The organism is Seonamhaeicola maritimus (assembly GCF_008056315.1).
Lineage (GTDB): Bacteria > Bacteroidota > Bacteroidia > Flavobacteriales > Flavobacteriaceae > Seonamhaeicola > Seonamhaeicola maritimus.
Map to the genome: position 1 here is coordinate 1,752,723 of NZ_VRKQ01000008.1, position 19,839 is coordinate 1,772,561.

At 32.8% G+C, this 19,839-nt stretch carries 18 protein-coding genes; 9 read left to right on the forward strand and 9 right to left on the reverse strand.

Annotated elements, in window-relative coordinates; genetic code table 11:
* The first annotated feature begins 57 nt into the window (after window positions 1-57).
* Together FUA22_RS07270 and FUA22_RS07275 are read left to right on the forward strand one after the other, a co-directional pair.
* Window positions 58-2,022 (forward strand): M1 family metallopeptidase, encoded by a 1,965-nt coding sequence (locus tag FUA22_RS07270; RefSeq protein WP_147767227.1) that lies wholly within the window; start codon window positions 58-60, stop codon window positions 2,020-2,022.
* A gap of 8 nt (window positions 2,023-2,030) precedes the next feature.
* On the forward strand, window positions 2,031-2,945 hold the full coding sequence (locus FUA22_RS07275) for a patatin-like phospholipase family protein (protein WP_147767228.1): 915 nt from the start codon (window positions 2,031-2,033) through the stop codon (window positions 2,943-2,945).
* 7 nt (window positions 2,946-2,952) lie between these two features.
* Here the strand turns inward: FUA22_RS07275 and FUA22_RS07280 are convergent, their stop codons facing one another.
* A complete protein-coding gene (locus FUA22_RS07280; protein ID WP_147767229.1) occupies window positions 2,953-3,474 on the reverse strand; it encodes a DUF7935 family protein in 522 nt (173 codons plus the stop codon).
* Between the two features lie 5 nt (window positions 3,475-3,479).
* Window positions 3,480-5,051 carry an FMN-binding glutamate synthase family protein gene (locus FUA22_RS07285; RefSeq protein ID WP_147767230.1) on the reverse strand — a complete coding sequence of 524 codons (1,572 nt, stop codon included), beginning with the start codon at window positions 5,049-5,051 and terminating at the stop codon, window positions 3,480-3,482.
* Between the two features lie 264 nt (window positions 5,052-5,315).
* Here FUA22_RS07285 and FUA22_RS07290 point away from each other — a divergent pair, with 264 nt between their 5' ends.
* Window positions 5,316-7,646, forward strand: a complete 2,331-nt coding sequence (locus FUA22_RS07290; protein ID WP_147767231.1) for an ATP-dependent helicase — start codon at window positions 5,316-5,318, stop codon at window positions 7,644-7,646.
* A 14-nt stretch (window positions 7,647-7,660) separates the two neighbouring features.
* Window positions 7,661-8,311, forward strand: coding sequence for a hypothetical protein (locus tag FUA22_RS07295; protein WP_147767232.1), 651 nt, complete (start codon window positions 7,661-7,663; stop codon window positions 8,309-8,311).
* A 3-nt stretch (window positions 8,312-8,314) separates the two neighbouring features.
* Here FUA22_RS07295 and FUA22_RS07300 read toward each other — a convergent pair whose 3' ends face one another.
* From FUA22_RS07300 to FUA22_RS07310, 3 genes are read right to left on the reverse strand one after another with little or no spacing between them, the layout of a single operon-like run.
* On the reverse strand, window positions 8,315-9,283 hold the full coding sequence (locus FUA22_RS07300; RefSeq protein ID WP_147767233.1) for a hypothetical protein: 969 nt from the start codon (window positions 9,281-9,283) through the stop codon (window positions 8,315-8,317).
* Entirely contained in the window at window positions 9,280-10,245 is a 966-nt protein-coding gene (locus tag FUA22_RS07305) for an aspartyl protease family protein (protein ID WP_147767234.1), read from the reverse strand. Before FUA22_RS07305 ends, FUA22_RS07300 begins: the two co-directional genes overlap by 4 nt.
* A gap of 44 nt (window positions 10,246-10,289) precedes the next feature.
* Window positions 10,290-11,195: an alpha/beta hydrolase gene (locus FUA22_RS07310; protein ID WP_241664780.1), complete on the reverse strand. Its 906-nt coding sequence runs from the start codon at window positions 11,193-11,195 to the stop codon at window positions 10,290-10,292.
* Window positions 11,196-11,205: 10 nt separating this feature from the next.
* Between FUA22_RS07310 and FUA22_RS07315 the strand changes: the two genes are divergently transcribed.
* Window positions 11,206-11,826 carry an L-threonylcarbamoyladenylate synthase gene (locus tag FUA22_RS07315; RefSeq protein ID WP_147767236.1) on the forward strand — a complete coding sequence of 207 codons (621 nt, stop codon included), beginning with the start codon at window positions 11,206-11,208 and terminating at the stop codon, window positions 11,824-11,826.
* A 172-nt stretch (window positions 11,827-11,998) separates the two neighbouring features.
* On the opposite strand, the gene FUA22_RS07320 is transcribed toward FUA22_RS07315, so the two are convergent.
* The 3 genes from FUA22_RS07320 to FUA22_RS07330 all read right to left on the reverse strand — a co-directional run bounded on the left by FUA22_RS07320 (window position 11,999) and on the right by FUA22_RS07330 (window position 14,375).
* Window positions 11,999-12,835 carry an OmpA/MotB family protein gene (locus tag FUA22_RS07320; protein WP_147767237.1) on the reverse strand — a complete coding sequence of 279 codons (837 nt, stop codon included), beginning with the start codon at window positions 12,833-12,835 and terminating at the stop codon, window positions 11,999-12,001.
* A gap of 107 nt (window positions 12,836-12,942) precedes the next feature.
* Window positions 12,943-13,932: a glycosyltransferase family 2 protein gene (locus tag FUA22_RS07325; protein WP_147767238.1), complete on the reverse strand. Its 990-nt coding sequence runs from the start codon at window positions 13,930-13,932 to the stop codon at window positions 12,943-12,945.
* Entirely contained in the window at window positions 13,929-14,375 is a 447-nt protein-coding gene (locus tag FUA22_RS07330; protein WP_147767239.1) for a type I restriction enzyme HsdR N-terminal domain-containing protein, read from the reverse strand. Before FUA22_RS07330 ends, FUA22_RS07325 begins: the two co-directional genes overlap by 4 nt.
* A 26-nt stretch (window positions 14,376-14,401) precedes the next feature.
* On the opposite strand from FUA22_RS07330, the gene holA reads away from it, so the two are divergent.
* Complete coding sequence (gene holA, locus FUA22_RS07335) at window positions 14,402-15,406, forward strand: DNA polymerase III subunit delta (RefSeq protein WP_147767240.1); 1,005 nt, start codon at window positions 14,402-14,404, stop codon at window positions 15,404-15,406.
* 4 nt (window positions 15,407-15,410) lie between these two features.
* Here holA and FUA22_RS07340 read toward each other — a convergent pair whose 3' ends face one another.
* A complete protein-coding gene (locus FUA22_RS07340; RefSeq protein ID WP_147767241.1) occupies window positions 15,411-16,904 on the reverse strand; it encodes a YfcC family protein in 1,494 nt (497 codons plus the stop codon).
* A gap of 64 nt (window positions 16,905-16,968) precedes the next feature.
* On the opposite strand from FUA22_RS07340, the gene FUA22_RS07345 reads away from it, so the two are divergent.
* From FUA22_RS07345 to menA, 3 genes are all read left to right on the forward strand, one after another.
* Entirely contained in the window at window positions 16,969-17,634 is a 666-nt protein-coding gene (locus tag FUA22_RS07345; protein ID WP_147767242.1) for a uracil-DNA glycosylase, read from the forward strand.
* Window positions 17,635-18,090: 456 nt separating this feature from the next.
* Window positions 18,091-18,930 carry a 1,4-dihydroxy-2-naphthoyl-CoA synthase gene (locus FUA22_RS07350; protein ID WP_147767243.1) on the forward strand — a complete coding sequence of 280 codons (840 nt, stop codon included), beginning with the start codon at window positions 18,091-18,093 and terminating at the stop codon, window positions 18,928-18,930.
* A 1-nt stretch (window position 18,931) separates the two neighbouring features.
* A complete protein-coding gene (gene menA, locus FUA22_RS07355; protein ID WP_147767244.1) occupies window positions 18,932-19,834 on the forward strand; it encodes a 1,4-dihydroxy-2-naphthoate octaprenyltransferase in 903 nt (300 codons plus the stop codon).
* Window positions 19,835-19,839: the final 5 nt, after the last annotated feature.

Below are 19,839 nucleotides of genomic sequence, written 5' to 3' on the forward strand. Positions count from 1 at the left end.
TTCTTTTGAAACGAATTGCAAGTGGCATTTTGGACTAAAGTTTGTTATATTAGTTATATGATTAGAGTATGCCTCATTTTCCTTCTTTTATTAAGCTTTTTTGGTTTTTCTCAACAAACAGATTATGTGGATTTTAAAGAGGCTAAGGTCGAAATTAGTATCAATTCCAAGGAGAAACAAGTTGAAGGGCATATTGAATATACATTTGAGATACTAAAAGATGTAGATTCTATTTATTTGGATGCTCAAAGCATAAAACTAGATAGCATGCAGCTATTAGAAATTAGACCTCATATACACACGGAATATATTGGAATAAGATACCAAAACAACTCAAAACAAATAATAGTTTATAATAATTTTAAAAGAGAGCAGATTTTTGAACTGCATATGAATTATTCAGCTTTACCTAAAAAAGCACTCTATTTCATCGAAAAGGATGAAGGAAATCAAATCTGGACACAGGGTCAAGGAAAATATACCAGCAATTGGCTACCTAGTATTGATGACATGAATGATAAAATTGAATTCGATTTGTCAATAACCTATGATAAGGATTATGAAATTGTTGCTAATGGTAATCTAACGGATAAGAAAACCAATGAATTCACTACGACATGGCGTTACGATATGGAAAAACCAATGTCTAGCTATTTAGTGGCTTTGACTATTGGTAAATACAACAAGAAAGTAGAGAACTCTAAAAGCGGTATCCCTCTAGAAATGTTTTATTATCCTGAGGATTCTTTAAAATTTGAACCCACATATAGATATACTAAACGGATGTTTGATTTTTTAGAAGAAGAAATTGGTGTGTCTTATCCTTGGCAAAATTATAAAATGGTTCCGGTAAAAGACTTTTTATATGCCGGAATGGAAAACACAAGCCTTAATATATATTCTGATGCTTTTGTGGTAGATTCCATTGCTTTTGTAGATAAGAATTTTGTAAATATTAATGCGCATGAATTGGCGCATCAATGGTTCGGAGATTTGGTTACCGAAACATCAGGGACACACCACTGGTTGCAAGAGGGTTTTGCTACTTATTATGCTTTGTTAGCCGAAAAAGACATTTTTGGAGAAGATTACTATTATTGGCGATTGTATGAATATGCTCAGGAATTGTTAGAACAGGATAAAGCAGGACAAAGCACGTCTTTATTAGACCCTAAATCAAGTAGTACAACATTTTACAAAAAAGGTGCTTGGGTATTGCATATGTTGCGAGAGAAAGTGGGAGATGAGGCTTTTAAAGAAGCTGTGAAGAACTATTTATTAAAACATCAATTTAAAAATGTGAAGACTGATGATTTTATGGGTGAAGTTGAAAAGGCAAGTGGACAGGATTTGAGTGAGTTTGTAAAGGTTTGGTTGAATAATAAGGCGTTTATGTATGATAAAGCCATGAAAAGCCTTAAGAAGTCGACTTTTATTCAAGAATATTTAATGGTTGACTGTGAGGTAGAAACTTCAAAGTGTTATGAGTATTTATCATCATGGATTTCTGATGAAGCGAAATCAAAGATAATATTTCAAAACCATGAACTTATTAAAAAAGAGGCGTTTATAAATCCTTTAAAAGTAAGACAAGCTATTGCTCAAAGTTTATCGGATATTACTACCGATTTAAAAGCAGATTACGAATCACTTCTCAACGATAAATCATATATTACTATTGAAGCTGCTTTGTTCAATTTATGGCGTAATTTCCCAGAAGAAAAAACAAAATATCTTAATCAAGTTAAAGATATTGATGGTTTTAATGATAAGAACATTAGAACACTTTGGTTAACATTAGCTTTAATAACGGAAGATTACGAGCCAGAAAACAAAAAGTCATATTTTGATGAATTAACTGATTATACAAGTTCAAAATACGGGTATGAAGTGCGTCAAAATGCATTTCAGTATTTAAATCAGATTAAAGCTTGTAATGATGCATGTAAAGAAAATTTAAAACAAGCAGGAAAACATCATAACTGGCGATTTAAAAAGTTTGCCAAAACACTTTTAAAATAATTAGAAAAATGAGAGCATTGGTTATTTCGGGAGGTGGTAGTAAAGGAGCTTATGCTGGAGGTGTGGCACAGTATTTAATTGAGGAAGAAGGACATGACTATGATTTATTTTTAGGCACATCCACTGGAAGCTTATTAGTACCTCATTTGGCAGCAAATAGAATTGATAAATTACATGATATTTATACCAATGTCAGTCAAAGTGATATTTTTAGTGTGAATCCGTTTGTTATAAGAAAAAGAGGGAATCGTGAATTTGTATCGATTGATTTTTTAAATACACTTTGGCAATTTATTAAAATGAAACGAACCTTTGGTGAAAGTAAATCACTTCGTAAATTAATTAGAAGAAAATTCACAAAGGAAGAATATGATATAGTTAGGGCAACTAAAGATGATTTGGTAATTACGGTCTCTAATTTATCTAGAAATAGTGTAGAATACAAATCTATTAAGGATTGTACATATGATGAGTTTTGTGATTGGATATGGATTTCTTGTAACTATATACCTTTTATGTCTTTAGTAAAAAAGAATGGTTACGAATATGGTGATGGTGGTTTGGGTTGTATTGTACCTATTCGAGAGGCTATTTTAAGAGGCGCAACAGAGGTGGATGCTATTGTTTTAAAATCTGAATCATTAGATCAGAATAAAATTCTTGGTAAAAACCCTTTTTCATTAATGATTAGTTTGTTTGGACATCTTTTGGATAGAATGGAGCGAAACGATGTAACCATAGGAAAGTTGGCTGCTAAAACAAATAATGTAAAACTTAATTTGTATTATACGCCATCAAAACTCACAGAGAATTCCTTAATATTTGACAAAAAATTAATGACTAATTGGTGGGAGCAGGGTTTTGATTATGCAAAATTAAAATGTGAACAGGCTAGGTTTAATGAGTTAAGATTAGAAGATTAAATTATAATCACCATATGTTCTTTACTTCTTCTTTTATAAAGGCAAGAGCTGCGTCACTAGGTGCTCGACGTTCCATCATTTCTGTTAAAAGTACTTCTCTTAACTTGTTTGCGGAATTTGTTTTCTCTAATAAACTCGCTTTTCTAATTAGCTGAATGGTAGCATTTTTTGCAGCGGCAATAATATTCCAACATTTATCGCTTAAATAAATTTGTTGAGATAAATTATGCTCAAACTCCTGCTCTATGCTTTGAATGAGTAAAGCTTCATAACTTTCTTTACTTGAAGAAGTTGGGTTAACCCTAATTAATAATTTAGATGGTGTAATGCGCTCTAAAAATAAAGCCATTCTTTCATAAGCTTGTAACCGTATTGGAAGTGCATCTACTTGTAAATCTTTTTTTAATAAAAAACGCCTTCTACCATCTTCATTCTTAGTGTGTTCTTTAAAAAAATAATATGCAATAATACCTGTAATTAAAGCTGGTACAGCGTATAAAAATAGGCCTAAAATCTGTTCTACATCCATAGTTTCTATTGAGATTGGGGTTTGTATTTGCCTCCCAAATATACACATTCTTTTAAATCTTGTATGCCGGAAAAGGAGATAGAATCCTTTTCATACATATAGGTTCTGTTTAATTCTTTTGAGAGGTTGTGATCATCAACATTCAATTCAATGTCTTCCATTTTAAACTGGCAAGGGTGCTCATAACCTGCCGCATGCGTGATTTCTATAAGTTCTTTTCTGAATGTTTTGAAATATTGGGCTAACCGGACAGATTTTAAAGTAGGATCAATGCCATTTTGTAACCATTTACTTTGTGTGGCAACACCACTTGGGCAACGATTGGTATGACACACCTGAGCTTGAATACAACCAATACTCATCATAGCTTCTCGTGCAACATTTATGCAATCCGCACCCATGGCAAAAGCCATAGCTGCCTTAGCAGGAAAACCAAGTTTCCCACTACCAATAAACACGATACGCTCCGTTAAACTTTTATTCTTAAAGAGTTTGTATAAATCACTAAAACCATAAACCCAAGGTAATGACACGTGGTCTGCAAAACTTGGAGGCGCTGCACCTGTACCTCCTTCGCCACCGTCAACCGCTATAAAATCGGGACCTTTACCGGTTGAAATCATGATATTTACCAGCTCTTCCCATTGGTCTAGTTTTCCAATGGCAGCTTTGATGCCAACGGGTAAACCGGTAGCTTCTGCAATAGCCTCAATAAAATCTACTAGTTCTGGGACGTTAGAAAATGCTGAATGATTTGGGGGAGATAACACATCTTTCCCAATTTCAACACCTCTTATTTTTGCTATTTCTTTGGTGATTTTTTTTCCTGGTAACACGCCACCTTTCCCTGGTTTTGCTCCTTGTGATAGTTTAACTTCAATAGCTTTGACGAAGGGGTTGTCTTCAACCAATTTAATCATTTTCTCCATTGAGAAATTTCCGTTATCATCTCTTACGCCAAAATATCCTGTTCCAAAATGAAATATGACATCACCACCATTACTATGGTATGGTGATAATCCACCCTCGCCAGTATTATGATAGGCATCGGCTATTTTAACGCCTTTATTTAGAGATTCTACTGCTTTGGCAGACAAAGAGCCAAAGCTCATTGCCGAAACATTAATTATAGAGGCAGGACGATATGGTTTTCTTCGTTTGCTATGTAGACCCATTACTTTTGCGCAGGGCAGAAAGGTTTTGTCCGTAATGTTAGGATGGTTGTCCTTAAGTTTAAAAGGCATCATAGCATTGTTTACAAAAATGTGTTGATGCTCATAAATATCCCTGTCGGTTCCAAAACCTTCGTAGTTGTTTTCTTTTTTGGCTGAAGCATAAATCCAGCCACGTTCTATTCTGTTAAATGGTAATTCTTCTCTGTTGTTTGCAACAAAATATTGGCGCATTTCTGGACCAACACTTTCTAACCAATAACGCAAATGTCCAACTATGGGATAGTTGTGGCTAATGGTATGCTTCTTTTGAAAAAAAACATCACGTATGGCCACTAGTGCTAAAACTATTAAAACCCAAGCCCACCAAGGCCATAAAGAAATTGTATCTAGAATTATATTCATTCGGTTTGAAAATATTTGAAGTTAAATATATTCAAAATTTAAGGAACTATAGGTTCTTGAATCATACAAAACTAGTTTTAATAATTAACATAGCAGGTAGTAGTGTTAGGGATTGTAGCAAGTTACCTTGTAACGCGGAAAGCCCGACCACGTCTTTAGCGTGCGAACACCCAAATAATACTTAGAATTGTTTATAATTATTAATAATTAGCTCTTAATAAAAGCGCAACATTAGTTATTTTCACGAGATAAAATGAAGATGATTTGGAAAAGTATTTAAGCCAGTTAAACGATGCTCAATTAGAGCCTACCATACAGATTGATGGCCCAATGATTGTTATTGCAGGTGCTGGTTCTGGGAAAACGCGCGTATTAACATATAGGATTGCTTATATGATGAGTAAGGGGATTGACCCTTTCAATATATTGTCGCTTACCTTTACAAATAAGGCTGCTAAGGAGATGAAAGAACGTATTGCCACTATTGTTGGTGCTAGTGAAGCTAAAAATTTGTGGATGGGAACGTTTCACTCTGTATTTGCAAAGATTTTGCGTATTGAGTCTGAACGATTGGGATACCCGAGTAATTTTACAATTTATGATACACAAGATTCTGATAGATTAATTGCTTCTATTATCAAGGAAATGAATCTTGACAAGGATATTTACAAGTATAAACAGGTACGGTCTAGAATTTCGTCTTATAAGAACAGTTTAATTACGGTTAGAGCTTATTTTCAAAATCCAGAGTTGATTGAAGCCGATACTATGGCACGTAGACCAAGACTTGGTGATATTTACAAAGAATATGTAGATAGATGCTTTAAGGCAGGTGCGATGGATTTTGATGACTTGTTATTGAAAACCAATGAGTTGTTAACGCGTTTTCCTGAAGTTTTAGCTAAATACCAGAATAGGTTCAAATACATTCTGGTAGATGAGTATCAAGATACCAATCATTCTCAATATTTGATTGTTAGAGCATTATCTGATAAATTTCAAAATATTTGTGTTGTAGGTGATGATGCGCAGAGTATTTATGCTTTCCGTGGCGCGAATATTAATAATATTCTGAATTTCCAAAAGGATTATGATGATGTGAAAGTATTTAGATTGGAGCAGAATTATCGTTCCACAAAAAATATTGTTAATGCTGCAAATTCAATTATAGATAAAAATCAAACTAAATTAGATAAGATAGTTTGGACTGCCAATGATGAAGGAGGAAAGATAAAGGTACACCGTTCTTTAACTGATGCCGATGAAGGACGCTATGTAGCAAGTACCATTTTTGATAATAAAATGAATCATCAGTTACAGAATAGTGATTTCGCTATTTTGTATAGAACTAATGCGCAATCGCGTTCTATAGAGGATGCATTACGTAAGCGAGATATTCCGTATAGAATTTACGGAGGATTATCTTTCTATCAGCGTAAAGAAATTAAAGATGTTTTGTCTTATTTAAGGTTGGTTGTAAACCCTGCTGATGAAGAAGCTTTAAAACGTGTTATTAATTTTCCGCCTAGGGGCATTGGTCAAACAACAGTTGATAGGCTCATTGTAGCTGCTAATGGTTATAATAGTACTATTTTTGAGGTAATGAAGAACATTGATAGGGCGGATGTTAAGGTTAATTCTGGTACAAAAAACAAGTTACAGGATTTTGTCACGCTAATTGAGAGTTTTCAGGTATTAAATCAAACAGCCGATGTTTTTGAGCTGGCTGAACATGTTACCAGAACTAGTGGTTTGATAAGAGAATTCAATAAAGATGGCACACCCGAAGGTGTTACCAGAATGGAGAATATAGAAGAGCTCCTAAATGGTATGAAAGATTTTGTTGAAGGACAAAAAGAGATTGCTGATGCCACAGGGTCTTTAGCCGAATTTTTAGAGGATGTTGCTTTAGCTACAGATCTTGATAATGATAAGGGAGATCCGGATAGAGTAGCATTAATGACTATTCATTTGGCTAAAGGGTTGGAGTTTCCGTATGTGTACATTGTTGGGTTGGAAGAAGATTTGTTTCCAAGTGCTATGAGTATGAATACACGCAGTGAATTGGAAGAGGAACGAAGATTGTTTTACGTAGCCTTAACCAGAGCGGAAAAGCAGGCGTATTTAACCTATGCTTTATCCCGCTACCGCTGGGGTAAATTAGTGGATTCTGACCCTAGTAGGTTTATAGAGGAAATAGATGAACAATATTTGGAGGTGTTAACACCTGTGGAAGAACGCCGTTTTAACCCCATGTTGGATGCTGATATTTTTGGAGACCCGGAACCGAATAAAATTAGGTTTAAACCTGCTAAACAAGTCTCAATAAAAAAAGGTGCTCCAAAAAAAGAACCTACCAAATTTCAAGTGACCACACCGAAAAACTTAAAACCTGTATCAAAATCTAATGGAAACACTAATTTATTTGATAGTAAGTTGGCAGTTGGTAATATGGTAAAGCATTTACGTTTTGGTACTGGTGAGGTTTTGAAAATTGAAGGAACTGGAGCAGATATGAAGGCTGAAATTAAGTTTGATAGTGGTGGTGTTAAGAAACTATTGCTAAGATTTGCTAAATTAGAGGTTGTTGGTTAAATAAAATTATTGCTATGAAACATATCCTATTCTTTTTTAGCTTTATAAGTGTTATTGGTTTGAATGCCCAAAGACAAGGTAGTTCTGGGCGTTCAGGGCAAGGAAATAGTATGCGCCAAATGCCGCAAGGTCAAAGAGCAATTGCTTTTGAAGCTTCAAATGCGGCTGGTATAGCTTATTATGACGTAAATAAGACGATAAAAAGACTTAAAATTAAGGATGATAATAAACTAAAGTTTGCTGTTGAAAAATCAATTAACAACTACAACCAAAATGTAAAGAAAATAGCTTTACAGAATAAACATAATTTTGATACTTTAAATGTTTATATGAATGATGTTATGAAATCTTTACAAGCTGATGGAGATAGAAGTAAGATACAAAATATTCGTGGTTCTGTACAAGAAAAGATAAGACCGGTGAGACGCTCTGTAATGAAAGAGGAATCTAAACTTAATGATGATTTGAATGGATTGCTTAATGAAAAGCAATTCAAAAAATGGAAAAACTATCAAATTGAAGTTAAAGCCAGTTTAAGACCCGATAGAAGTAATGGTGATAGACCTAATAGAAATACTTCGGGAAATTCACAAAGAGGTTTTAATCAACAAGGAGGACAAAGAATGCAAGGAGCAGGACAAGGTGCTGGTGGTGGCCGGGGATAAATCTTATTTTACCATGCAAACGGAATTGATATGCCCTTCACCGTCATATTCTTTAACTTCATTAGTTGGATCTATAATCCACTCTCCGTCAACAATGAATTTGTAGTGATGCTTTCCACCAGATAAAGGTACAACATATTTCCATCCGTAATCCATTTTGTTCATTTCAAATTGATGTTCATTCCAATTATTAAAAGAGCCAGAAAGAATTACTTTTTTAGCATTGGTGTAGCCTCTAAGTTTAAATGCTGTATATTCCTTTATATCAATAACTGAGTTATATTCATTGTACTCGTTATGTGTTTTGTTGGTATTGTGTGGATCTTCCATCCATTGCCCATCAACAATAAATCTATATTGATATACATCGGGCTTCATTTGAAGTGTTAATTCCCAACCAGTACTTGTCTTTTTCATTTTGAAAAGTGACTCATTCCATTTGTTAAATGAACCTGCCAAAACCACCTTTTTTGCATCGGTAAATCCAAGCAACTTAAAATGAGCATTACCGTTTTCATCAGGATACGCGGTATACATTTTTAAATTATAGATGCCTCTTAATTTTCTACCATTCTTGGTTGCTTTTGTAATGTTTGGTACTTTTTTAGAAGGCTCAGCCCAATATGCGTTATTAATAACAAATTTGAATTCATAAGAGAATTCATCCGTAAAGTCAAAAACACTTTTTTTAAGCTGATAAATATGCTCACTTACTTTATTCATTTTCCAATGATCTCTAGACCAAAGGTTGAATTCTCCCGCAACAACAACGTTTTCTATATCAAAATCATCAAATTCTATGACTTGACCTGAATATTCTTGGGTGAATTTAGAGTATTCGCGAACATCAAAAGTAAAAACTACTGTATCATTCTCTATCTTATAACCTTTAAAATCTTCTTTTTGAGAAAAGGCTGTAAAATGGAAAAATACAATTATTATAAAAGTTATATGCGTTATTATTTGTTTCACTGATGGTTTAGCGGATAATTTATAAAGTATAATTTTTCCTTTTGATAATTAATAATAGTTCTTTTTTGAGCAAAAAATTCATAACCCAAAATACCGTCTAAATCGGTTCCAAAGGCTTCATTCATTTTGTTTAAATTAGTAAGTACTGTATACATAGGTCCAAAATAAATAGAATTACTCAATTTAACACGGTGCAACTTTCCTGCCAAAACTTCAATACGCCTTTTACTTGCCCCTGAGAGTGATAGACGCTTTTTTGGGATAAAGTATTTTAAAGCTTTTTTATTAATACTTTTATTAATTTGATTGAATTCTGCGGCTGTATCTATTCCTAGTTTTACCTTTTGGTCATTGATAGTTCCGTTAACAATAATAGTGTGATTTTTTAATTTGAAATCTAAACTATCCACTATTTTTTCTAAATATACACGATTATCTAATTTATTTCCAAGAGCATCCACTTTTGTTAAAGTAATTTGGTTTAAGTGCATATCTATAAAGACCTCATAATCTTTCAAAATATTATAACCAATGATACCTAGAATTTTAACTTTTTTAGTTTTTTCAATGTGAGCTAAATCAATAACATCGGAGGTTCTGTTTTCTAATTTGAAGTTATGTAGTATGAATTCATTTATTTGTTTTTCGTATAAATCCTCAACGCCGTTTAATACTCCAGAAGAATTTTGTGATTTTCTTTGATGCTCATACAATTTTGAAAAATGAACTTTGTTAAGTATCATACTTTCTGAACCCGTATCTATAATAAAATTCCCTTTTTGGTCAAGAAGTTCAGCTTCAACAATCATTAAATGATCTACAAGTTTAAATGGTATCCTAGTAGTATGTGGATTTACAGTTTCAGCTTTAGAAAAGAGAATAGGATTTAGGGCGCCATTATTTGCATAAACAAAGTTGGTGCCTAATACTAAAAATAATATGAATTTAATTTGCCTTAGCATATATTACTAAGACTAATTTATTTAGGAAATGTTACAGTTTATCCTTATAAATTGTTAATTGTGAAAAGTTTAAGTTTTGCCCAAGTATCTAATGTGTTTACTCCAATCCAACCATGGCCTTCGTTAGGGTAAAAAACAAATTCTTCTTTTACGTTTAAATCTTGAAGTTTTAAACTTAAATCAATCCCTTGACTTTCTGGTATAAGTGGATCTTGTCCGCCATAAAACAAAATTGTAGGTGGAGCACCTGCAGTAACTTGATGATAAGGGCTTACTTCTTCTAAAAATTCAATTGTGGGGTTCAAACCAAATGAACTTATTAAACCTAGAATGGTAGGGTCTGTACTATTCAAATATTCTGGATCTGTAAAGTTTGTTGGTCCAACAATACTACATACCATATTTACTTTTGATTCGGTGTCAAAAGCATAACTCCAGAGTAATGATAAATGACCTCCAGCACTTGTTCCTATAAAACCAATTTTATCTGAAATAACATATTCTAATTGTTTGTCTTTTAAATGATTAACAATAGATGTTATGTCGTTAATCTGCATGGGGTAGGCCAAATTATTAGCATCGGCCAATCTGTAATTTATATTAACTATGGCAAGATCAGGAATTTCTTGAAGCAATAAATCTTTTATATAGTTCATAGAGCTTTTGTCTCCAGAAGTCCAGCCTCCTCCATGAACCAAAATAATTGTTTTAGTATTTGTGGTTCTATTTTCTGGTAAGTATAAATCAAAAGTCTGGTTAGTATCGCTTCCGTAAGAAACATCTAATTCCTGGTAAGCTTCTAGAGTTTCAATTATGATACCTTCTTCTGGATTAATATCTGTCTTTTCAGTTTCACAACTAAAACATATAGCTAATATTAAAAAATTTAAGATGACAAATCTCAGTAGTTTCATAAGAAAATAATAGTTACTTTGTAAACGATATTGCAATATAATTATTATGGCTGAGTTTATAAGAATATATGAAGAAAACCCAAACCCAAGAGAGATTGATAGGGTTGTAGCGATTCTTAAAAGAGGCGGATTAGTAATTTACCCAACAGATACGGTATACGGTTTAGGGTGTGATATAACTAATATAAAAGCATTGGAGCGTATTGCCAGAATAAAAGGAGTTAAGTTAGAGAAATCTAACTTTTCTTTTGTTTGTCATGATTTGAGTAATTTGAGTGATTACGCGAAACAAATAAGCACATCTGTTTTTAAAATATTAAAACGGGCGCTTCCAGGTCCTTATACATTTATTCTTGCTGGTTCTAGATCTTTACCAAATCCGTTTAAAAAGAAAAAGACGGTTGGTATTAGAGTACCTGATAATAATATTGCTTTAGAAATTGTTAGACAATTGGGTAACCCCATTATATCCACTTCTATTAGAGATGAAGATGAGGTGATTGAATATACCACAGATCCAGAATTAATTTTAGAAAAGTGGGGTAATTTGGTTGACTTAGTAATAGACGGTGGTTACGGAGGGAATGAGCCTTCCACAGTTATTGATTTATCTGATGATGAACCTGTTGTTCTAAGGGCAGGTAAAGGAAGTGCAGAGATCTTTTAAAATCGAGTTTGAATAAGCTGAAGATTGAGGGATGTATTTTTGTCTAAGTGACCTCCAAATGTCTAAATTGCAAATGGTAATTCTAAATTAATAGTGGTTTTCTGAAATATATTCAGGACAAAAAAAAGCCCAACTTAACAGTTGAGCTTTTAATTTTTTATTGAAATACTGATTAGTTACCAGCAGAAAGTGTTTTCATTTCTTTTTCAATCATGTCATAAAACTGATCGATTTTTGGTAAAACAACAATACGAGTACGTCTGTTTTTTGATCTGTTTTCAGCAGTGTCATTATCTACTAAAGGAACATAAGAACTACGTCCAGCAGCTATTAACTGACTTGGGTTAACATCTAAGCTTTCTAACACTCTAATAATAGAAGTAGAACGCTTAACACTTAAATCCCAGTTATCTAATAACACACCTTTTTGGTAAGATCTACTATCTGTATGTCCTTCAACCATACATTCAAAATCTGGCTTACTGTTAACAACTTTAGCAACCTTAGCTAAAACAGATTTAGCTTGAGCAGTTACATTGTAGCTTCCACTTTGGAATAATAACTTATCGGCAATTGAAATAAATACAACGCCTTTTTCAACGTTAACTTCAATATCTGGGTCGTTAATACCAACTTCACGCTTTAAGCTTGTAACTAAAGCTAAAGTAACACTGTCCTTTTTTGTAAGTGCATCTGATAAACGTGTAATTTTTAAATCTTTTTCTTTAAGACTTTCTAAAGTTTTTTCAATGTTACTTGCTCCTTTAGCAGATAACACTTGTAAGTTTTCATTATACTTTCGTAAATCTGCTACTTGCTCTTCTAAAGCCTGAGCTCTTGCTGTAGATGAAGCTCTATCCTCTAAACAAGAGTTTAGTTTAACTGTTGCAGAATTTAATAAATCTTGAGTTTCTTTTTGTTTTTCCTGTAGCGCTGTAAATTCTTTTTTAGATACGCATGAGCTTAAAACTAATAATGAAGATAAGCTAAGTAATAAGAGTTTTTTCATAATGAATTATAAGAAAATTTTATGGATTAATTTATTTAGTTGACTGTGCAAAAATATATAAAAAACCAGTTAAATAAGTATAGTTAACAAAACTTTTGCTAACTATGTTATAAACGCTTATAAATGGTCTTTCTATTTACGAAATAATCAACTACAATAGATGTTCTTTGATAATATTTTATTCTACTTTTAACAGATTTCCGCTTTTCTAATAATTGTCTTAAATTATTATAAAAACTAAAATGAGCTTTTATGACTGCAAAAGTATGTTTTGGTTTAAATTCTAGTAAAAATTTAATACCTGCAACGCCATCAAGAATAAGACGAATTAAAACAAGAGGAAATATATTTCCTTTTGCATTTTTAGTTAAAGCAAATAAACTATTTCTAAAGTTGAGAAATGTTTTTTTTGGGTTGGTATTTTTTAACGTAGCACCTCCAATATGATAGACTTCTGAATCTCCAACATATTTTACATTATAACCTGAGTTTTTAGCACGCCAACAAAGATCTATTTCTTCCATATGCGCAAAAAAGGTTTCGTCTAACCCATTTAGTTCTTTAAAAACAATTTTTCTTATGAATAGGCAAGCGCCTGATGCCCAAAAAATATTCGAATTATCATTAAACTGGGCTTCGTCTTTTTCTAAGGTATTAAAAATCCTTCCACGACAATATGGGTAGCCATACTTATCAATAAAGCCTCCTGCGGCTCCAGCATATTCAAAATAATCTTTTTGCTTATAATCTAATAATTTGGGCTGAACAATAGCTGTATTTTGTTCTTTTTCAAAAGTGGTTATCACTGGTTTTAACCAATTTTCAGTAACTTCTATATCACTATTTAATAAACAGAAAATATCTTCGTCTAAATCTCTTAAAGCATCATTATAACCTTTAGAATAACCTCCGTTTTCTTTATTTTGAATAATTTGGATTGATGGATAATTTTTCTGTACAAAATCTACTGAATCATCCGACGAAGCATTGTCAGCAACATAAATATTGGCTTCTTTTGAATATGCTATAACCGATGGTAAAAATTGCTCAAGCAAGCCTTTTCCATTCCAATTTAATATGACTACGGCAATTTTCATAAGGAATAATCTGGGATATCTTTTAAAAAGTTATAACGTTCTTGTTCAAAATCCATTTGGCAATAATAATGATTTAATCCATTAGTTACCATTAAATAACTAGCATTCAATACTAGATTATATCTGGCTATTTGGTCAAATGTATTTTGGTCGATCTCAATTTTTGAGGCTTTACACTCCACAATTAAGTGAATACTTCCGTTAGGATTAAAAACTACGATATCGTATCGTTTTTTTAAGTCATTCACTATCAATTCCTTTTCTACATTAATCAATGATTTCGGATATTTTTTTTCGTCAATTAGATATTGAACACAATGCTGACGCACCCATTCTTCTGGTTGTAAAACCACAAACTTTTTGCGAATACTATCGAAAATAGAAACTTTATTTTCGTTACTTTTGAATCGAAACGAATATGTAGGGAAATTTAGTTTTTGCACATCACAAATTTGGTGATTTTTTTTCAATGGACGAAGTCAAGCAATTAGTTACCGATATTAAAAACGGAAACCTTAAACCCATATACTTTTTAATGGGTGAGGAACCTTATTATATTGATAAGATTTCTGATTTCATAGAACATAATGTTTTAGCAGAAGAAGAGCGCGGATTTAATCAAATGGTTTTATACGGTCGTGACGTTTCAGTTGAAGATATTGTTGGAAATGCAAAACGTTTCCCAATGATGGCGGAATACCAAGTGGTTATAGTAAAAGAAGCACAAGATTTATCTAGAACTATTGAAAAATTGGCCTCTTACGCTGATAATCCACAGCCTTCAACGGTATTAGTTGTTAATTACAAGTATAAGAAAATAGACAAGCGTAAAGCGCTTTATAAATCAATAAAAAAATCCGGCGTTGTTTACGAAAGTAAAAAGCTTTATGAAAATCAGGTGGCGGATTGGATTAGACGTGTTTTGTCGCCAAAAGGTTATTCTATTTCACCAAAAGCGGCTCAAATGCTAGTGGAGTTTTTAGGAATTGATTTAAGCAAGATTAATAACGAACTTGAGAAGCTTCAAATTATTTTACCCAAGGGAACCCAGATATCACCAGAGCATGTTGAGGAAAATATAGGCATAAGTAAAGACTTTAATAATTTTGAGTTGCGTAAAGCGATTGGAGAACGGAATGCCGTTAAAGCATATAGAATCGCTAATTATTTTGCCGAAAACCCAAAAGATAATCCTATGGTTGTAACGGTTTCCTTACTATTTAATTTCTTTTCTCAATTACTTCATTTTCATGGGTTAACTGATAAGTCACCAAGAAATGTTGCATCTGCTTTAAGGGTGAACCCGTATTTTGTAAAAGAGTATATTACCGCTGCTAGAAACTACCCCATGCGAAAAGTAAGTACTGTTGTGGCTACTTTAAGAACTTTCGATGTTAAAAGTAAAGGAGTAGGTGCTAATGCAGTTCCACAAGGTGATTTACTAAAGGAATTGCTTTCTACAATATTAAATTAGAATTTTACAAATAAACTGATACAGTTAATACCAGCATTGTAAAAATTGTTAGAATTATTACCAGTGGCATTACAAACTTTAACCATTTATTATAACCAACTTTAACAATGGCAAGAGATGCTAATATTAAGCCAGTAGGATTTATAAAAGCAAATAAACCCATGCCATATTGATAGGCATTAACAATAAGTTCTCTACCAATACCGACTCCATCTGCAAGTGGAGACATAATTGGCATGGTTAAGACTGCCATTCCTGAAGAAGATGGGATAAAAAAGGATAAGCCTCCATATATGTATAACATGACATTTATAAAAACACCTTTATTCATGTCATTTGTTGCTGTACTAGCGTAATAAAGCATGGTATCGCTTATTTGTCCGTCGTCCATAAGAACCGAAACACCTCTAGCAATTCCTATTATAACAGCAACACCTAATAAGTCGCCAGCACCTTTCATAAAGGTTTCTATAAAAGTAAATTCTTTAATACGCCCAATGACCCCAATGAGAATGGCTCCTACTAAAAATACAGCTGTCATTTCTTCAAACCACCATTCTAATCTTGAAACACCGTAAACCATAACAACAAAGCACATAGCAAAAACAAAAAGTATCACTTTGAGTTGTATGGTTAACTTTGAAGTTGAACTAATATTGTTTTTAAACAACTTTTCAATTTCTTCCTTTTGATCATAAATAACAGATTTTGTTGGGTCTTTTTTTACGCGTTGGGCGTACCTGAGAATGTAAATGATACAAATAATTAATCCCAACGTCCACATAATTACTCTTCCGGTTAAACCAGTAGTCCAGTTGATTCCTGCAGCATCGGAGGCAATTATGGCGCTGAACGGATTTGTTGTTGAGCACATCGTTCCTATTGAAGATCCTATATAAATACAAGCCAATGCTACCATAGCATCATATTTTGCTGCTAAAAATATGGGTATTAAAATAGGGTAGAAGGCAATGGTTTCTTCTGCAAGTCCAAAAGTAGTTCCTCCCACGGCAATGAGCAATGTAACCAGAATTATTAATATGAATTCATAGCCTTTTAAAGTGGATGCTAACCAAGAGATTCCCGCATCAAAAGCACCTGTATGATTCATGATGCCAATTAGTCCACCAATAAACAGAACTAGAAAAATGATATCGGCGGCAGCAATTATTCCTTTAATAGGTGATTTTATAAATGCCAATTCCCCTTGGGGTGTGGCTTCTACCTTTTTATAAGTATTCGGAATACTAATAGGTTTCCAAATATCACCATTGGTGAATTTTTCTAAAGGTATCTTTATTTCTAAGTTGTTTAAAGTTTCTTGAGATGCTTCTAAAATTTCAGTCTTATCTAAACTGGTTTTCGTAAAATGCTTATCTACCTTATTGTATCCTAATGTGTCAAATTTTCCAGAAGGAATAACCCAGGTTAGTAAAGCAGTTAAAGCGGCAATAATTAGAAGAATGGTTTGTGCTGAAGGAAACTTTATTTTTTTCAATCTAAATAATTTTTAATTCCTCCGAAGATAATATTATTTTAGTTTGATTTTAGAAATAGACATTATGAATGTAGATATCCATCCAAGTTGGAAACCTTATTTAGAAACAGAATTCAACAAACCCTACTTTAAGAGTTTGGTTGATTTTGTAAAGGATGAATATGAAAATTACACATGCTTTCCTTCAGGGAAAGAAATTTTTAATGCTTTTAATCATTGTGGTTTTGATGATACACAAGTTGTTATAATAGGTCAAGATCCTTATCATAATTTTGGGCAAGCCAATGGTTTATGTTTTTCTGTTAAAGAAGGTATTACACACCCACCATCATTAATAAATATATTTAAAGAAATTGAAAAAGACTTGGGTTTACCTTACCCAAAGAGCGGTGATTTATTGCGGTGGTCTAAACAAGGGGTTTTGCTTTTAAATGCCACATTAACGGTTAGAGCTCACAATGCAGGGAGTCATCAAAAAAAAGGCTGGGAAACTTTTACTGATGCTATTATTAAGACAATTAGTGAAAATAAATCAGATATAGTATTTCTGCTGTGGGGTGGTTTTGCCAAAAAAAAAGTAAAACTAATTGACAGCAATAAGCATCATATATTAACTTCTGGTCACCCTTCTCCTTTAAGTGCTAATAGAGGCTATTGGTTTGGGAACGGTCATTTTAGCAAAACGAACAGTATCTTAAGAGACCTTGGTGTTCCCTTTATACAATGGTGATGAGAAAGCTTATAAAATTAACTTCCAGTTGGTGCTAATTTTTGTTTTCCTAAATCAACAGAGGCGTTTGGATGGAGAATAACAGGCTTTTTATTAATATTAGAAGACCTTTTAATTTTATTAACACTAAATTTTAGCAGTAATAAATTAAAAATAACTAATGATGTAATGGTTAGAGTAATAGTTAATAACATAGGCGTTTGGGATTAAAACTTCGACAAAATACATTTTTTATCGTTAAAAAACAAATTTTGTCTAATTATTAGAACTTAATCACAAATTTACTAAAAAAAATACTACAAAAATATACGTACATCTACTAATTTATCTTTTTAGCAGATGTATAATTCTTGGGTGTTTTTTCTTTCAAAACTGCAATTTTTTAACATTAAAATTATTTAATTAATACTAAGCTTTTTGTTGAAATAAATTTATTTTTGAACAAAACATTGAATAATGGAGAAAGCTAACTGGATAGTAGCTAAAGAATACGAAGACATAACATATAAAAAGTGTAATGGAGTAGCGCGTATTGCTTTTAACAGACCAAATATTAGAAATGCTTTTAGGCCAAAAACAACAAGTGAATTATATGACGCATTTTATAATGCGAATGAAGATGTAAATGTAGGGGTTGTACTTTTATCTGCTGAGGGGCCTTCAACCAAAGATGGTGTTTACTCATTTTGTAGTGGTGGCGATCAAAAAGCAAGAGGACATCAGGGATATGTAGGTGAAGATGGTTATCATCGTTTAAATATTTTAGAAGTTCAAAGATTAATTCGTTTTATGCCTAAAGCAGTTATTGCTGTGGTACCTGGTTGGGCTGTGGGTGGCGGACATAGTTTGCATGTTGTTTGCGATTTAACGTTGGCTAGTAAAGAACATGCTATTTTTAAGCAAACGGATGCAGATGTTACCAGTTTTGATGGCGGTTATGGTTCTGCGTATTTAGCAAAAATGGTTGGACAGAAAAAAGCACGCGAAATATTCTTTTTAGGTAGAAACTATTCTGCACAGGAAGCTTTTGAGATGGGTATGGTTAATGCTGTTATTCCGCATAATGAGTTAGAAGACACTGCCTACGAATGGGCTCAAGAGATTTTAGCCAAATCGCCTACTTCAATAAAAATGTTGAAATTCGCCATGAATTTAACAGATGACGGTATGGTGGGGCAACAGGTATTTGCTGGAGAAGCTACAAGATTAGCTTATATGACAGATGAAGCAGTTGAAGGACGAAATGCTTTCTTAGAAAAACGAGCTCCTAATTTTGAAAAAAAATGGATTCCTTAGTATGAAAAGCATTTCTGTTTGGATTACCTCAATGCGCTTGCGCACACTTCCTTTATCTATTTCTGGAATTATTCTGGCCTCTTGTCTAGCTGAGTACAATGGCTATTTTAAATGGAACATTTTTATTCTGGCTATTTTAACCACTTTAAGTTTACAGATACTTTCTAACCTTGCTAATGACTACGGTGATGGTATAAAAGGAACTGATAACAATGATAGAATTGGTCCTGAAAGAGCCATACAAACTGGTAAAATTTCTCCTGAAGAAATGTTTAATGCTATAAAAATTAATGTTTTAATATCTATTGGTTTAGCATTTACACTTATTTTTTCGGCGTTTGGGGTACATCATTTTTTTCTCACTTTAATTTTCTTTTTGCTTGGAATAGCTAGTATTGTTGCTGCTATTAGGTATACAGTTGGAGGTAATGCATATGGCTATAGAGGAATGGGTGATGTTTTTGTGTTTATATTTTTCGGGTTAGTAAGTGTTTGTGGTTGCTACGTATTGTATGCTAAAACTATAGACCATGTTACGTTATTGCCAGCTTGCACTATAGGTTTATTAAGTGCGGCTGTATTGAATCTTAATAATATGCGAGATATAATTTCGGATGAAAAATCTGAAAAGGTAACATTAGCAGTTAAATTAGGAGGAAAAGCAATAAAAAAGTATCACTACACCATTGTTGTGTTTGCAATTATTTTGTCAACATTATTCGGAATATTGTACTACACCTCACCTTTTAATCTTATTTTTTTTGTAGCATATATTCCGCTAATCATGCATTTAAGAACCGTACAAAAAAATACAAATCCTAAATTATTGGACCCTGAATTAAAAAAGCTTGCCTTAACCACTGTTTTGTTAGCTATTCTAATGGGTATAGGACATTTATTATAGAAGCT

What these genes read in the sequence shown, in the direction of transcription:
- FUA22_RS07275 (WP_147767228.1), top strand. Translation starts at nt 2,031, where the DNA reads ATGAGAGCATTGGTTATTTCGGGAGGTGGTAGTAAAGGAGCTTATGCT.
- FUA22_RS07345 (WP_147767242.1), top strand. Translation starts at nt 16,969, where the DNA reads ATGAATGTAGATATCCATCCAAGTTGGAAACCTTATTTAGAAACAGAA.
- menA (WP_147767244.1), top strand. Translation starts at nt 18,932, where the DNA reads ATGAAAAGCATTTCTGTTTGGATTACCTCAATGCGCTTGCGCACACTT.
- FUA22_RS07325 (WP_147767238.1), bottom strand. Translation starts at nt 13,932, where the DNA reads ATGAAAATTGCCGTAGTCATATTAAATTGGAATGGAAAAGGCTTGCTT.
- FUA22_RS07350 (WP_147767243.1), top strand. Translation starts at nt 18,091, where the DNA reads ATGGAGAAAGCTAACTGGATAGTAGCTAAAGAATACGAAGACATAACA.
- FUA22_RS07305 (WP_147767234.1), bottom strand. Translation starts at nt 10,245, where the DNA reads ATGCTAAGGCAAATTAAATTCATATTATTTTTAGTATTAGGCACCAAC.
- FUA22_RS07295 (WP_147767232.1), top strand. Translation starts at nt 7,661, where the DNA reads ATGAAACATATCCTATTCTTTTTTAGCTTTATAAGTGTTATTGGTTTG.
- FUA22_RS07280 (WP_147767229.1), bottom strand. Translation starts at nt 3,474, where the DNA reads ATGGATGTAGAACAGATTTTAGGCCTATTTTTATACGCTGTACCAGCT.
- FUA22_RS07270 (WP_147767227.1), top strand. Translation starts at nt 58, where the DNA reads ATGATTAGAGTATGCCTCATTTTCCTTCTTTTATTAAGCTTTTTTGGT.
- holA (WP_147767240.1), top strand. Translation starts at nt 14,402, where the DNA reads ATGGACGAAGTCAAGCAATTAGTTACCGATATTAAAAACGGAAACCTT.
- FUA22_RS07285 (WP_147767230.1), bottom strand. Translation starts at nt 5,051, where the DNA reads ATGAATATAATTCTAGATACAATTTCTTTATGGCCTTGGTGGGCTTGG.
- FUA22_RS07315 (WP_147767236.1), top strand. Translation starts at nt 11,206, where the DNA reads ATGGCTGAGTTTATAAGAATATATGAAGAAAACCCAAACCCAAGAGAG.
- FUA22_RS07320 (WP_147767237.1), bottom strand. Translation starts at nt 12,835, where the DNA reads ATGAAAAAACTCTTATTACTTAGCTTATCTTCATTATTAGTTTTAAGC.